Genomic DNA, 15,813 nt, shown 5'->3' with positions numbered 1-15,813 from the left:
ACTCCTACTTATAATTCCAGTCTTCTCCGGTGAGGTCATATACCCTTTGGATACGCTTCATCAGCTCTACGAAGTCTATTTCCAAGTCTATCAGGCGTCCTGAACGGATATCAAACACCCATCCGTGGACAATAGGATACTGGTGATAGAGGTATCCCTCCTGTACACAGGCCATTTTCGCCACGTTGATACACTGTTCTTCCACATTGAGCTCTACCAAACGGTCGTAACGTTCCTTAGGAGAGGTGATGCTATCGAGCTCATCCTGATGTAGACGATACACATCGCGTATGTTTCTAAGCCAAGGGTTGAGTAGCCCCAAGTCTTTGGCTTGCATGGCGGCTTTTACCCCTCCGCAATCATAATGCCCACAGACGATAATATGCTTCACTTGCAGGTGTTCCACGGCATATTGTATGACCGCTGTAGAACTCATATCCAGCGTATTGACCACATTGGCGATATTGCGATGGACAAAGACATCGCCAGGGCCTAATCCCATCAGTTCCTCAGCAGTTACGCGGCTATCCGAGCAACCAATATAGAGGAAGTCAGGGTTTTGTTCCTTGACGAGTTTCTTGAAAAAATCCTTGTCTTCACCAGTCTTCCTTTCGACCCACTGGCGATTGTTCTCAAAGATGGTTTTGTAAGCATCCATAGTAATGATTAATGATTTAAGTTTTGCAAGCTCTGTAACTCACTGACTTTCAAAACCTCCCCCTACCCCCCTCCAAAGGGGGAATGAGATAGTTTATAATTCTCAAGGAGTTATAGAGAGAACATTTTCCAGATTGATAGACAATTTTTATCTTTTTCAACGAATTTATTGCCCCCTCTCAGAGGGGGCAAGGGGAGGTTTTTTTGTAATATATTGATTATTAAATAATTATAAATCTAATTATAATCCAAAAATAACTTGCGAAACTTAAATTAATGAAATGATTAATGCCCTCTTAGAAAATGGGTTGAATAGCTTTGACAATACTATCCATAGAAACAGGTTGAGGGGTTACCTTGTCGCCAGTACGTACCCCATTAAGTCCTTGTACGATGATCACATCGCCTGCCTTGAGACCACTCTCTACCACTACCAAGTTATCAGCACGGCTCTTGAGGGTTACCACCACCTGCTTGATAGTATTGTCTTCTACCTTGTAGGCAAATATCTTCCCTTGTTGCTCGAATACCGCCACTTCAGGAATTACCAAAGAGTTGTCAAAAGTCTGTGGAATAAGGATGGTACCACTATTTCCGTTGGTAAGTAAGTGTTCTGGGTTAGGGAAAGTAGCACGGATCTGTATAGATCCTGTAGTAGGGTCTATCTGTCCTGTTACTGTTTGGATCTTTCCTTTGTGATTATACTCTTTACCATTGGCCATAATTAAAGATACTTCGGAAAAATTAGCCAATTTTTCCTTGACTGTAGCTCCTTTTGCCTGAGCAAGGAAAGAGAGATAATCCTTTTCGTTCATAGAGAAATAGGCATATACATCCTTTACATCGGAAACGGTGGTGAGTACCGTGTTATTGGCAGTTACCAAGGCTCCTTCACGGTACTGAATGGCTCCTACCACTCCACTTACAGGTGCTTTTACGACCGCAAATCCGATATTGCTTGCCACTTCGTTATAGGCAGCTTGGGCACGCTGTAGGTTGGCCTGAGCTGTTTCGAGCTGCACCTTGCTTACGATATTCTTTTCCACAAGAGGGAGGAGTCTGTTCACCTCCACACGAGCTACCTCCACCTGTGCCTTGGCGGAAGCTGCTGATTGGTTAAGGGTTTGTGTCTCGAGCTGGAACATAGGCTGCCCTTGGTGCACTGCCTGCCCTTCGTCCACAAGTACTTTGGTGATATATCCAGAAATTTTGGCCTGTACAGGGCTATTGACCACCCCTTCTATATTGACAGGGAAAGAGAGGTTCGAAGTGGTACTCTGCTCTCCTACTGTAATGGTAGGCAATACCTTCTGAGTGGCTCCCATACCGGCGCCTTGTTGTTCTTGTCCTTTTTTACATCCTATGGTAAGGACAAGCATACTTACAAAAATTAAAACTTTATTCATTATTTAAAAGAATTTTAAAATTATAGGTTTCTATATTATTGGTTAATCTCTACTTTTTCATCTTTTTCGACACTAAGCACTCCCTTGACTTTGGAGAAATGTGTTTTGGCTTGCTCTAAGGATTTTTCTTTAGGAATTCTAATAGCAAAACCATTGATATTCTTGTATTCGTATAAAATCTCTGCTCCATATTTAGCAAATTCTTTTTTGAGAGAGGCTGTTGGAGTTGCTGCTTCATAAAGTAAAATAAGAGTATCTGTATCTCTTTGTTCTACCTTTTTTTGTAAAGTCTTACAAGAAAATAACATAAGCCCTATACTGATCAGGAAAAATTTATTCATTTTTATAATGTTTACTATTAATAATGTCCATTACCTTTTACCAATTACTTGTATTCTATAAAACATTACAGAAATAAAGATACACAAGGTTATTGCAAAGAGCATGGGTTGCTCCGTTTCGACTGAGAATAGTGCCAATATAGCACCGATGATAGCGCCGATAGCAAAGCGAAACATTCCTATAAGCGAATTGGCGGTCCCTGCTGTACGTGGGAATAACTCAAGGACAGCTGCATTGGCATTGCTCGAGACGATAGAGACCATCCCTACATATAGCGCTATTCCAATGGCAGAAGGCCATAGCCCCCAATGAAAAAACGCACAGAATGCCAAGTAGACACCCATGATCAGCTGTATCCAAAGCCCGATCCTTAGGATACGTTCGGTGCCTAAGCGACCTACGAAGCGCCCCCCAAGAAAAGTAGCGATCATCATCACGCCTATATTCAATATAAAAAAGTACCCAAAATTCTTAGGTGCTACTCCATAGACTCCTGTATAAACCAATGATCCTGAAGTCAAAAAGCAAAACATTCCTGAATAGGAAAAAGCATTGGTAAAAATATACCCCAGTACTTTCCTATTGGTCGCTACTGTACGATAATTACGCAATACACCTATGATATCCAAGGGAATGCGTCGTTCTTTGGGCAAAGACTCTGGGATGCGCAGCCATACCAAAAGAGCCGCGAGCAACCCCAATACTGTCAATAGGTAAAAAATGGCCTGCCAATGAAACCAATCGGCTATATACCCTCCCAAAATAGGAGCTACCAAAGGAGCTATCATGGTGACAAGCATGATCATAGACATCATCTTGGAGAAGGCTTCCTTATTGAAAAGGTCTCTGAGTAAAGCACCTGCAACCACCGCAGGGGCTGAACCAAAAAAGCCTTGCAAAAAGCGCAATATATAAAAATGATATAATTCCCCCACCTGTGTAAGCCACAAGGCAATCACTGCCGCTACGATTACCCCTACAATAATAGTAGGCTTGCGGCCATAGCTATCCGAAAGTGGCCCCCAGAGCAACTGACCTACGGCAAAGCCCATGGTAAAGAGGGCTAAGGTCGTCTGGATGCGCTCCTTGGAGACATGCAAGTCCGAGGCTATTGACCCAAAGGATGGTAAGTACATATCTATCGCCAAAGGAGTAAGCATAGAGAGCAATCCTAAGATTAAGATAAAAAGAACGTCTGTATTATAGTTTTTCACGTATATCTTCCTGTTTTAGTTTTTCCAAAAAATCTTCAGTAAGTGATTCCATTTTTCCGAGGAAATCAAGAAGGACCCCTGTTTTTTTCATTCTTCTCTCGAGGAAGCGATCTGTATGTTGAGGATCTTGGTCATCAATATATTTTCTAAAACGAAGGGTAAAATCCCTTTCGTAACGAATCAGTTCGAGAAATTCCGAAAATCGCTTGTCAAAAGGAAAGGATTTGAAGTATTTTCTTCGCTTTCCCTCCTTGGTGTCATAGTAGATCAGCCCCTTGTCCAAAAGAAAATTGATATTGGTAGAAAGCGTGCTCTTGCTGGCCTGTAACCTCTCTATAAGATACTCAAAGGTAAGCCCCTCCGCACAGCCTTCAATGACCAATACAGACAATATCTTAGCGGCCATAGGAGATACATGGTGCATCTTCCTAAAGAGCTCAGACATCATCTCAATAAGGGTGTTTTTTTCAATATTCAATGGATTAATGTTCAATGGATTAATGTTCAATGATTAATCACTATTAGTATTAATAATTATTTCTGGGAGCAAAGATAGTTATTTAGTTCTATAGTTTGCGAACCAAAAAGATAATCTTTTGTTAAAACGATTAATAGAGAGCTTATACACCTTACTATCAGTCATTTGCCCTTACAAAATATTTTTCACTTTTCTCTTTTCGTTTCTCACTCAAAATCGTACCTTTGTATCCTAATTTCAAAATTTGATACTATGCAGTCATTTTTACCCAACATGTTTTATTATGGCTTCCCTGTAGTATTACTCACCACAACCGATGAGAAGGGGAATGCAAATATTACGCCTATCAGCTGTACCTTTACCCTGAGTACCCATGCGGTAATGGCTTTAGTAAAGCTCAATAAGGCTTATGAGAATGTACTTGTTGTCCCTGAAGTAGTCTTTAACCTGCCTACAGCTTCTATGTGGGAACAAGTGGATACTATAGCGCCCTATACAGCCAAGAATCCTGTACCTGCGCAGAAGGCAGAGAAGTACACCTTTGCTCAGGACAAATTTGCTATAGGAGGTTTTACACCACTACCTTCGCAGAAGGTGCGTCCGCCGCGTATTGCTCAGTGCCCCATACAAGCCGAGGCCAAAGTGACAGAAGTCATCGACCGCAATGGTTATGTATTGGTAGAGCTTGAATTCGTTGTAGTTCATGCGGAAGATCATTTAGTTATGGACGGAGACAAGATCAATCCCTTAGCATGGAATCCACTAATCTATAACTTCAAGCATTACTATGGCTTAGGAGAACACAAAGGAGTAAATTTTGCCCTGAGACCTCAGCAATGATTTATGGAAATCAATAAATTGCGTCTCTACTACGACAAGGAAAGTATCGAAGTAGAGACGCAATTATTGTGTTTTAACAAATTAGGTATTATCCCTCAATTATTAACCATTAATCATTATTACCAGATTTTGACCCTATCCTGAGGAGCTCTGTAGAGCTTATCACCTGTTTTCACCTTGAAAGCCTTATACCAAGCCTCCACATTGGTTAGTGGTGCATAAGCACGGATATACTGAGGAGTATGAGGGTCTGTTTTTACCTGATTGAGTAGGTGTTTTTCAGTGGAAAAACCACGCCACACAGTCGCCCAAGAGATAAAAAAGCGTTCCTCTTGGGTATATCCACTTATCTTTTGTACCTTGCCATGCTCTTTGAGGTATAGCTGTAGCGCATCATAAGCGATATTAACCCCGCCGAGGTCGGCTATATTTTCGCCATTGGTAAAGATTCCATTGACAAAAACTCCTTTAGCCACTTCATATTTATCGAACTGAGCTGCGAGAGCCTTAGTTGCTTTTTTGAAATTTTCCTTATCCTGAGGTGTCCACCAGTTTTTAAGATTTCCATCCCCATCATACTCAGCGCCACTATCATCGAATCCATGGGTCATCTCATGCCCAATCACCGCGCCTATACCACCAAAATTAACCGCAGGATCCGCATCGAAGCTAAAGAAAGGAGCCTGAAGGATAGCTGCTGGGAACACAATCTCGTTGTTCATAGGGCTATAATAAGCATTGATTGTTTGTGGAGTCATACGCCAGCGGGATTTGTCCACCTTTTGTCCTACATCGGCCAAGTTTTCCTTATAGCGCCATGCACGGATACTACATACATTGTCAAAATAAGAAGCTGTGGAGGCTGGTGCTATCTCCAAGCGAGAGTAATCCGTCCACTTGTCAGGATAGCCAACCTTCACCCCAAATTTGTTCAACTTGGCAAGTGCTTTTTCCTTAGTCTGAGGGGACATCCATTGTACCTGTTGGATATGCTGGGCAAAACTTCTTCTGAGATAGTCAATCAGTACCAACATTTCCTCCTTAGCCTTAGCAGGGAAATACCTCTCTACATAGAGCTTGCCGAAGGCCTCCCCTAAGAGCCCATTGATTATGCCCAAGGCACGCTTGTTCATAGGGCGTTGTTGCTGTTGTCCCCTGAGATAGCGGGTATAGAAATCGAAAGAGAGTTCATCCAATGCACTGTCCAAAGTATGGAGGTTACTGGAGACCTGCTGATACTTGAGGTAAGTCTTGAGCAGTGGGATATTCTCCTGAGAGAGAAAAGTATCATACGCCTTGTACAGACGGATCTCAGGAACGATAACCCTATCGGTATGTACCCCTACTGCGGAGAGATATACAGGGAGGTTCACTCCCTTAACCAAAGAAGACAATTCCTTGATCAATACAGGATTATAAGTGATGTTAGGGTCCCTTCTCTCCTCATTGGTATAGATGAGCTTAGCAATACGGCGCTCCATATCGACCAACTCCTGTGCCTTCTGAGCAGGATTTTCCTCCCCAATCATAGAGAGTACTTTAGTGACATATTCTTGATACTTGGCAATGGTCTTGGTATTGGCCTCAGAGTCCTTTTGGTAGTAGCTTCGAGAAAGCCCTATGGAGAAGGCTCCAAGATAGACAGCATTCATCTGAGAATCCTTTTTGTCGGCAGAGACACTCCAGTTACAGATAGGGTTTTCCCCTTGTGGTGTCACTTCAATAAGGTATCGCTGCAGGTCAGCCAAAGACTGTATGGCATCAATTTTCACAAAACTCTGTCCCAGAGGCTTGAGTCCCTCAGCATTACGCCGATTCCAATCGAGATATGAGGCATACAAATCCTTGATTTTCTGTCCTTCGCTTCCCTTAGGAAAGTCCTTCTGCAGAAGTTCGTCCAAGATCGCCAAGCACTGTTCGTCGGTCTTATCTCGAAGGATTTGGAACGTACCCCAAGTAGACTTATCGGCAGGGATTTGTGCTGTTTTAGCCCATTTGCCATTGACAAAATTATAGAAATCATCCTGAGGGCGTACCGAAGTATCCATAGCAGAGAGGTCTAATCCCTTTTCTATAGGATCATTTTTAGATTGTTTTTGAGAGCCACAAGCCACTAAAAAAGCAACAGAGGCAAGTAAATAGATTTTTTTCATGTATTTACAAATTTTCCGCACAAATATACGAATTTTAATTGTAATTTATCAATGGTTTTATGAATGATTTTTACTCCACAAACCCACTAATAATCCTTAGTGCTTTATCGATAGAGGTAATCTTATCAAAGGTAATAATCAGCCTTAGCCCATTGCGGGTTTCCTTTTCATTGAGGTGACATTTATCCGAATTGCGCTGGACAAAGGCAAGCACTCTCTGGAAAGTCCCACTCTGGTAGAACTTACTCTGCTGATCCGCAATAAAGTATCCCAGCATCTTGCCCTGCTTCATCACTAAGCGCTCTATCCCCATCTGAGTGGCCAACCACTTGATACGTACCGAATTGAGCAAATCCCTTGCCTGAGGCGGCAAGGCTCCAAAACGGTCAATAAGGCGATATTCATACTGGGAGAGCTCCTCTTCGTTCTTAAGATTGCTCAGCTCATTATATAGGTTCAGTCGCTCGGTGATGCTATTGATATAATTGTCTGGATAGAGCAACTCAAAATCACTATCCAGCTGTGTATCTGTAATATATACCGCCTGCTGAGTCTCATCGGCATAGAGCTCGGCGAACTCGTTTTCCTTCAGTTCGGTAACGGCTTCTTGGAGAATCTTCTGATAAGCATCAAACCCTATATCGTTGATAAAGCCACTCTGCTCACCCCCAAGCAAGTCTCCAGCTCCACGTATCTCCAGATCCTTCATAGCGATATGGATACCACTCCCCAGATCCGAAAACTGTGCGATAGCCTGCATACGCTTACGAGAATCCTCTGGTAGCTCTGAGAGATTCGGAGTGATAAAGTAGCAAAAAGCCTTCTTATTACTACGCCCTACCCTACCCCGCATCTGGTGCAGGTCAGAGAGCCCAAAGTGCTGTGCATTATGGATAAATATGGTATTGGCATTAGGAACATCCAATCCGCTCTCAATGATAGTGGTTGCCACCAGAATATCATAATCACCGTTGATAAAGGCAAGCATCACTTCTTCCAACTGTTTGCCTTCCATCTGACCATGCCCTATCCCTATTTTTGCATCGGGAATCAGTCGCTGAATCATCCCTGCTACTTCCTTGATATTCTCTACCCTATTGTGTATGAAGAACACCTGTCCCCCTCGCTGTAACTCATAGGCAATCCCATCGCGGATCACCTCCTCATTGAAGGAGATAATCTGGCTTTCGATAGGATAGCGATTGGGTGGTGGGGTAGTAATCACCGAAAGATCTCGTGCTGCCATGAGACTGAACTGCAAAGTACGCGGAATAGGGGTGGCTGTAAGAGTAAGTACATCGATATTCTCCCTCAAGGTCTTGAGCTTGTCCTTGACCGCTACCCCAAATTTTTGTTCCTCATCTATAATCAATAATCCTAAGTCCTTATACTTCACTTTCTCATTGACTATCTGATGGGTTCCTATAAGTATATCTACTTTGCCTGAGGCCAGATCGGCAAGTACTTGATTTTTCTCCTTAGCTGTACGGAAACGGTTGAGGTACTCCACCCTTACAGGGAGTTCCTTGAGGCGCTCACAGAAGGTCTGGTAATGCTGAAAAGCCAAGATCGTAGTAGGCACCAGTACAGCTACCTGTTTGCCATTGTCCACCGCTTTGAAGGCGGCACGTATGGCCACCTCCGTTTTCCCAAAGCCCACATCACCACAGACGAGCCTATCCATAGGGCGCGCACGCTCCATATCTTGTTTTACCTCGAGTGTTGCCTTACTCTGATCTGGAGTATCTTCATAGATAAAAGAAGCCTCCAATTCTTTCTGCAAATAAGAGTCCGGCGCAAAGGCATACCCCACCGCCTCACGCCGCTTGGCATAGAGCTGAATGAGGTTAAAAGCGATTTGCTTGACCCTTGCCTTGGTCTTCTGTTTGAGTGCTTTCCATGCAGAGCTTCCCAACTTATATAGGCGAGGAGGAGCTCCATCCTTACCATTATATTTGCTAATCTTGTGCAAGGAATGAATGCTTACATACAGCACATCCCTATCTCCATAGATGAGCTTGATTGCCTCTTGTTTTTTACCCTCTATGTCTATTTTCTGTAAGCCTGCATATTTTCCTATTCCATGATCAATATGTGTCACGTAATCACCTATAGTAAGCTGATGGAGTTCCTTGAGCGTAATAGCTTGTTTTTTAGCATAGCCATTGCGAATATTGAACTTGTGATAGCGCTCCAAGATCTGGTGATCTGTATAACAGTTTATCTTATTTGCTGTATCAGTAAATCCCTCTGAGAGAGAAAGTTCCAAGAGCTCACAAGGCACCTGCTGGTGTAACTCTTCGAAGATATCCAAGAAGCGCTGTGCCTGCTGAGCACTTACACAACAAATATAATTGGTATACCCCTCATTATACTTTTCCTTGAAGTGTTCAATGAGCAACTCAAAACGCTTGTTGAACGAAGGCTGAGGTCGCATAGCAAAAGAGACCCCTTTGCCCTCCATCTCTTGCGGGTTGTGCGGATTGATCCTTACCACATACCGATGAGCAAAATCCCTAAGTCCTTCTTGTGCATTGCAGAAAAGCTCCTCAGGAGGCAAGTGTGCAATTTCTCCCTTAAGAGTCGCAAAGGCTTCTTGTGCCTTCTGGTACATCTTTTCCCACTTAGGGGCAAAGAGTTCAAAATCTTGTACAAAAATCAATGTCTGTTCAGGCAAGAGAGAGAGGAAAGAGGTGCGCTGCTCTCCGGCGACCTTACTCTCTATATTGGGAATAATAACTACCGAGGAGACTTGTTGGAGGGAGAGTTGTGTCTCCACATCGAAGGTACGGATACTCTCCACCACATCGGAGAAGAACTCGATACGATAAGGAGTATCATTGGAGAAAGAGAATACATCGACAATGCCTCCTCGTACAGAGAACTCCCCTGGCTCACTGACAAAATCCACCCGCTGGAACTGATACTCAAAGAGTGTCTCATTGAGTGTATCCAAAGAGAGATGTTCCCCCCGCTTGAGCGTCAGTGTATTTTTGTCCAACTGCTGGCGGGTGAGTACTTTTTCAAAAAGAGCTTCGCTATAGGAAACCACCACCCTTGCCCCTTGTTGGAGTTGGGAGAGTACTTCTGCTCTTAGGAGCACATTGGCATTGTCCGTTTCCTCTGTCTGATAAGGTCGGCGGTAACTACTAGGGAAAAAGAGTACCTGCTCCTGCCCTAAGAGGAGCTCCAAATCATTGAGTAAGTAGGCGGCTTGCTCCTTGTCATCTCCTACAAAGAGAAGGGTCTGCCCTGTTCTTTTGAAAATATCGAAAAGAACAAAACTAAGGGAAGAACCTACAAGATTCTCTGCAAAACAAGATGTTTTCCCTTTGATATATTCCGATAACTGATGATAAGGTTTCCCTTCCAAGAAGGAGGAAAGCAGTAGTTCTTTGCTCATTGTCTGTATAGTCCTAATAGTAAGGTTTTAAGGAAAGGCAAAAGTACAACTTTTCTGAAGAATCCCCAAAGAAGAAGAGAGAAAATAGTTTAATAGAAAAAGGCTACCCTTGTGGGCAGCCTCTTTTATAAAGAAAGACACCAGTTGTAACAGCTATTTCTCTTTGCCTAATCTACCTCTCTTTGTCATTGAGAATTAAGGTTTTTCTTTTGCAAAGCTTCCTTAGGAAGTATGTAGGTATGTCCACTCTTAGGATTCCACTCCTTACCATTAAGCCATGCCTTATAGACTTTTGGAATGCTACAGCACCTGGGCACAGTAATGTATTCTCCTGAGAAAGTCATAGAAATAGGCTCAAAATTAGGAATTTCCAAAGAGAAATTGATAGTACGCTTTCCCAAAACCCTATCCATATCATGCAGAATAGCAAAAGTGAAATGAATAGTATCTTTTATAACCTGAGAGTAAGTGAATTGCTTTTGCTCTATTTTTTCTTTAGCCTCATTCTCTTCATACAAGACAAACTTCTCCAAAGAGCCCTCAGGCACTAAAGTCTTATCTATAAGAATAAGAGCATCCTCATTAGGTGAATTGCAACATGCCCAGTCTCGAGGCTGATTCTCTTGTTTGTTTTCTTTGTGACAAGCCCCAAAAGCCAATATCACCACCAATAAATATATTACTTTATTCATAATTCATTTTTTAATATTTTATAATGCTTATATCATATGGGTATCTATCTGAGAAAAGTCTACCTCTCTTTATCACTGAGAATTAAGGTTTTTCTTTTGCAAAGCTTCCTTAGGAAGTATGTAGGTATGTCCACTCTTAGGATTCCACTCCTTACCATTAAGCCATGCCTTATAGACTTTTGGAATGCTACAGCACCTGGGCACAGTAATGTATTCTCCTGAGAAAGTCATAGAAATAGGCTCAAAATTAGGAATTTCCAAAGAGAAATTAATAGTACGCTTCCCCAAAACCCTTTTCATATCATGCAGAATAGCAAAAGTGAAATGAATAGTATCTTTTATAACCTGAGAGTAAGTGAATTGCTTTTGCTCTATTTTTTCTTTAGCCTCATTCTCTTCATACAAAACAAACTTCTGCAAAGAACCCTCTGGCACTAAAGTCTTATCTATAAGAATAACAGCTTCCTCATTAGGTGAATCGTAACATGTCCAGTCTCGAGGCTGATTCTCTTGTTTGTTTTCTTTGTGACAAGCCCCAAAAGCCAATATCATCACCAATAAATATATTACTTTATTCATAATTCATTTTTTTAATATATATTGTTTATAATGCTTATATCATATGGGTATCTGTCCATCTGTGGATAGTTTCCAAAAGATCTTTTAATATTATATGGTACTTGAGCTACCCCCTCTTTTATGATTGAGATTTTTGGCTTTTGATATTAGGAAGTATTGTAGAGAAATTGATTCTCTCTTCGGTGGGCAATGAAGATGATAGCCCTTGAAAGAAATATCCTTTTCATGATAGTTATAAATTAATTTTTCTCTTTAGATTTGGTCTGACAAAGATACGTTTTTAGTTTCTAAAAAGCAATTATTTTTTTAGTTTTTTTAGTTTTTTACCTCTTCCCTCCTTTCTAAATCACCCTTGATTTTTTACCTAATTTAAACTAACTATAAATTAGTCATGTTTTAATATTTTTGTTGGAGATAAAAAGAGAATATCGTATCTTTGTAGCTCTGAAATTATTATCAGATAATTTAGTTATTTTTAGAAACTTATATTTACAAAATATGCAAATATTCAAAACTTCCGTAGCAAGAAAAGTGGCGATGGCACTCTCGGCATTTTTTCTAATCCTTTTCTTAGTGATACACTTGGCAGTAAACTTCATGTCAGTGTTAAGTGAAGGTACTTTTAACATGCTCTCTCATTTCATGGGTACTAATCCATTGATTCAGTTTGCGATGCAACCTGTACTTCTTTTTGGGGTAGTATTCCACTTCGTAATGGGTTTTGTTTTAGAGCTTCAAAACAAGAGAGCACGAGGCAACCAACCTTATTATAGTTACAATGGAGCGGCCAATGCTTCTTGGATGTCCCGCAACATGATTATCACAGGGGTAGTTGTGCTTGGGTTCTTAGCCCTTCACCTTTATGACTTCTGGGCTCCTGAGATGGTTTACAAGTACATTGATTTCAACGAGCCTGATGAGACTCGCTACTATGGCGAACTCATAGAGAAGTTCCACGATCCTATACGTGTAGGTATCTATGTGTTCTGCTTTGTATTCTTGTGCTTGCACCTACTTCACGGATTCCAATCTGCATTCCAATCCATGGGCTGGAAAGATGACAAGCGTAAAAAATTCATTAGCTGCTTAGGCAAATGGTATTCTTTCCTTATCTGTGGAGGCTTTATCTTTGTAGCCCTTTTCCATTACATTAACTCCTTAATATAACACATATGAGTACATTAGATTCCAAAATACCTGAAGGTCCACTTGCGGACAAATGGACAAAATATAAAGACCATATCAACCTTGTAAACCCTGCTAACAAGCGTAATATAGATATTATCGTAGTAGGGACAGGGCTTGCAGGAGGCTCTGCTGCAGCTACCCTTGCTGAACTTGGGTACAATGTGAAGGCTTTTGCCTACCAAGATTCTCCTCGCCGTGCACACTCTATTGCTGCTCAAGGAGGTATCAATGCTGCTAAAAACTATATGGGGGATGGCGACTCCAACTATCGCCTTTTCTATGATACTGTAAAGGGAGGTGACTACCGTGCCCGTGAAGCGAATGTATACCGCTTGGCGGAAGTATCTGGAAATATCATTGACCAATGTGTAGCTCAAGGAGTTCCTTTTGCACGTGATTACGGCGGACTCTTAGACAACCGTTCTTTCGGTGGTGTGCTCGTATCACGTACTTTCTATGCCAAAGGACAAACAGGACAACAGCTCCTCTTGGGGGCTTATGCGGCTATGAACCGACAAATAGCTCGTGGTAAGATAGATATGTACAATCGCCATGAAATGATGGATGTGGTTATCGTAGATGGCAAAGCTCGTGGTATCATCGCTCGTAATATGGTTACTGGTGAGATAGAGCGCCACTCGGCTCACGCTGTAGTTATCGCCTCAGGAGGATATGGTAATGTATACTTCCTCTCGACCAATGCAATGGGTTGTAATGCTACTGCCGCTTGGAAAATCCACAAAAAAGGTGCTTTCTTCGCTAACCCTTGTTTTACACAAATCCACCCTACTTGTATCCCTCGTTCTGGAGATTATCAGTCTAAGCTAACCCTTATGTCCGAATCCTTGCGTAATGACGGACGTATCTGGGTACCTAAGAAAATGGAGGATGCTGTAGCTATTCGTGAAAAACGTAAGAAACCTACTGAAATCCCAGAAGAAGACCGCGATTACTACTTGGAACGTCGCTACCCCGCCTTCGGTAACCTTGTCCCTCGTGACGTAGCCTCTCGTGCAGCCAAAGAACGTTGTGATGCCGGCTATGGAGTGAATGAAACAGGAGAAGCTGTATACCTTGATTTTGCTTCTGCTATCGAACGTTATGGTAAAGAGCAATGTAAAATCCATGGGGTAGAACCTACCAAGGAAGAAGTAACTAAGCGCGGCGAGAAAATTATTGAAGCTAAGTATGGTAACCTCTTCCAAATGTATGAGAAAATCGTTGCAGAAAACCCATATAAGACTCCAATGATGATCTACCCTGCTACTCACTACACCATGGGAGGTATTTGGGTAGACTACAACCTGATGACTACAGTACCTGGGCTTTACGCTATTGGAGAAGCTAACTTCTCTGATCATGGTGCCAACCGCTTGGGAGCCTCTGCACTTATGCAAGGATTGGCCGATGGATATTTCGTATTGCCTTATACCATAGGTGATTACCTTGCAGCTGATATCCGTACTGGAAAAATCTCTACCAATACACCTGAATTCGATGAGGCTGAGCGAGTAGTGAAAGAACGTTTGGCTCACTTTATCAATAACAAAGGAACCCACTCTGTAGATTACTTCCACAAAAAACTTGGTAAAGTAATGTGGGACAAGGTAGGTATGGCACGTAACGCTGAAGGCCTTAAGCAAGCTATCCAAGAGATTCGTGAGATTCGTGAAGAGTTTTGGCGCGATGTGAAAGTACCTGGAGAGCTTACCGGAATGAATGTAGAGCTAGAGAAAGCTAACCGTGTAGCAGACTTCCTCGAACTAGGAGAACTCTTTGCCAAAGATGCACTTGAGCGTAATGAATCCTGCGGGGGTCACTTCCGTGAAGAATACCAAACACCTGAAGGAGAAGCGCTCCGTGACGATGTAAACTATGCCTATGTAGCCGCTTGGCAGTACACAGGTAATCCTACAGAAGTAGTGAATACCTATAACCCAAGCGAAGAGGTCTTACACAAAGAGCCTTTAGTATTCAAAGATATCGAACTTAAACAACGCAGCTATAAATAACAGGTAAAAGGTAACAGATAACAGGTAATGGTTATTACCTGTTAGCTCTTGCCTATTATCTAATAAAAACTGATTATCATGAACATGAATCTTACCCTTAAAATATGGCGACAAAAAGACGCCAAATCAAAAGGCCAAATGGTAGAATATAAAGTCACTAACATCTCTGACCATATGTCCTTTTTGGAAATGTTAGATATTCTCAACGAACAACTCATAGAAAAAGGAGAAGAGCCTGTAGCTTTTGACCACGACTGCCGTGAAGGTATCTGCGGTATGTGCTCTCTCTTTATCAATGGAGAAGCGCACGGACCAGATCGTGGTATTACTACTTGCCAATTGCATATGCGTATGTTCAAGGATGGTGATACTATCACTATCGAACCATGGCGAGCTACCGCTTTCCCTGTAATCAAAGACCTTATGGTGGATAGAAGCGCTTTCGAGCGTATCCAACAGGCGGGAGGTTACATCTCTGTCAATACTTCTGGGAATACTCAGGATGCCAATGCTATTCCTATTCCTAAGCGTGATGCTGACCGTTCCATGGATGCTGCCGCTTGTATAGGTTGTGGAGCTTGTGTGGCTACTTGTAAGAACTCTTCTGCTATGCTCTTCGTAGCGGCTAAGGTATCTCAGTTCGCCCTACTCCCACAAGGTAGAGTGGAAGCTACCGAACGTGTGCTCAACATGGTCAACCAAATGGAACACGAAGGCTTTGGTAACTGTACCAATACAGGAGCTTGTGAAGTAGAGTGTCCTAAAGGTATTTCTTTGGAAAATATCGCTCGCCTAAACCGCGAATACCTCAAGGCAAGTATTCAATAGGTACGGCGCTATCGCACGCGA

13 protein-coding genes are annotated in these 15,813 nt (G+C 42.2%); 4 read left to right on the top strand and 9 right to left on the bottom strand.

Annotated elements, in window-relative coordinates; genetic code table 11:
- Positions 1-4 precede the first annotated feature (4 nt).
- From CGC50_RS08460 to CGC50_RS08440, 5 genes are all read right to left on the bottom strand, one after another.
- Entirely contained in the window at positions 5-658 is a 654-nt protein-coding gene (locus CGC50_RS08460; RefSeq protein ID WP_095910473.1) for a carbonic anhydrase, read from the bottom strand.
- A gap of 295 nt (positions 659-953) precedes the next feature.
- The gene (locus tag CGC50_RS08455; RefSeq protein WP_095910472.1) at positions 954-2,063 is read right to left on the bottom strand and encodes an efflux RND transporter periplasmic adaptor subunit; all 1,110 of its coding nucleotides are present in this window, start codon (positions 2,061-2,063) and stop codon (positions 954-956) included.
- 35 nt (positions 2,064-2,098) lie between these two features.
- Entirely contained in the window at positions 2,099-2,404 is a 306-nt protein-coding gene (locus tag CGC50_RS08450; protein ID WP_095910471.1) for a protease inhibitor I9 family protein, read from the bottom strand.
- A gap of 30 nt (positions 2,405-2,434) precedes the next feature.
- Complete coding sequence (locus CGC50_RS08445; RefSeq protein WP_095910470.1) at positions 2,435-3,619, bottom strand: Bcr/CflA family multidrug efflux MFS transporter; 1,185 nt, start codon at positions 3,617-3,619, stop codon at positions 2,435-2,437.
- Positions 3,606-4,097: a GbsR/MarR family transcriptional regulator gene (locus CGC50_RS08440; RefSeq protein ID WP_095910469.1), complete on the bottom strand. Its 492-nt coding sequence runs from the start codon at positions 4,095-4,097 to the stop codon at positions 3,606-3,608. The genes CGC50_RS08445 and CGC50_RS08440 overlap by 14 nt, the downstream gene beginning before the upstream one ends.
- A gap of 252 nt (positions 4,098-4,349) precedes the next feature.
- Between CGC50_RS08440 and CGC50_RS08435 the strand changes: the two genes are divergently transcribed.
- The gene (locus CGC50_RS08435) at positions 4,350-4,937 is read left to right on the top strand and encodes a flavin reductase family protein (RefSeq protein ID WP_095910468.1); all 588 of its coding nucleotides are present in this window, start codon (positions 4,350-4,352) and stop codon (positions 4,935-4,937) included.
- Between the two features lie 119 nt (positions 4,938-5,056).
- On the opposite strand, the gene CGC50_RS08430 is transcribed toward CGC50_RS08435, so the two are convergent.
- The 4 genes from CGC50_RS08430 to CGC50_RS08415 all read right to left on the bottom strand — a co-directional run bounded on the left by CGC50_RS08430 (position 5,057) and on the right by CGC50_RS08415 (position 11,764).
- Positions 5,057-7,090: a M13 family metallopeptidase gene (locus CGC50_RS08430; RefSeq protein WP_095910467.1), complete on the bottom strand. Its 2,034-nt coding sequence runs from the start codon at positions 7,088-7,090 to the stop codon at positions 5,057-5,059.
- Positions 7,091-7,160: 70 nt separating this feature from the next.
- Positions 7,161-10,493, bottom strand: a complete 3,333-nt coding sequence (mfd, locus tag CGC50_RS08425; protein ID WP_095910466.1) for a transcription-repair coupling factor — start codon at positions 10,491-10,493, stop codon at positions 7,161-7,163.
- A gap of 185 nt (positions 10,494-10,678) precedes the next feature.
- Positions 10,679-11,185, bottom strand: coding sequence for a hypothetical protein (locus tag CGC50_RS08420; RefSeq protein ID WP_095910465.1), 507 nt, complete (start codon positions 11,183-11,185; stop codon positions 10,679-10,681).
- A gap of 72 nt (positions 11,186-11,257) precedes the next feature.
- Positions 11,258-11,764 (bottom strand): hypothetical protein, encoded by a 507-nt coding sequence (locus tag CGC50_RS08415; RefSeq protein WP_095910464.1) that lies wholly within the window; start codon positions 11,762-11,764, stop codon positions 11,258-11,260.
- Positions 11,765-12,262: 498 nt separating this feature from the next.
- On the opposite strand from CGC50_RS08415, the gene CGC50_RS08410 reads away from it, so the two are divergent.
- From CGC50_RS08410 to CGC50_RS08400, 3 genes are all read left to right on the top strand, one after another.
- A complete protein-coding gene (locus CGC50_RS08410; RefSeq protein WP_040359237.1) occupies positions 12,263-12,931 on the top strand; it encodes a succinate dehydrogenase cytochrome b subunit in 669 nt (222 codons plus the stop codon).
- Between the two features lie 5 nt (positions 12,932-12,936).
- Complete coding sequence (locus tag CGC50_RS08405) at positions 12,937-14,964, top strand: fumarate reductase/succinate dehydrogenase flavoprotein subunit (protein WP_095910463.1); 2,028 nt, start codon at positions 12,937-12,939, stop codon at positions 14,962-14,964.
- Between the two features lie 75 nt (positions 14,965-15,039).
- Complete coding sequence (locus CGC50_RS08400) at positions 15,040-15,792, top strand: succinate dehydrogenase/fumarate reductase iron-sulfur subunit (protein WP_095910462.1); 753 nt, start codon at positions 15,040-15,042, stop codon at positions 15,790-15,792.
- Positions 15,793-15,813 lie beyond the last annotated feature (21 nt).

The organism is Capnocytophaga gingivalis (assembly GCF_002302415.1).
Lineage (GTDB): Bacteria > Bacteroidota > Bacteroidia > Flavobacteriales > Flavobacteriaceae > Capnocytophaga > Capnocytophaga gingivalis.
Note: the sequence above shows the minus strand (reverse complement) of the source record. Positions and strands in the feature narration are given on the sequence as shown.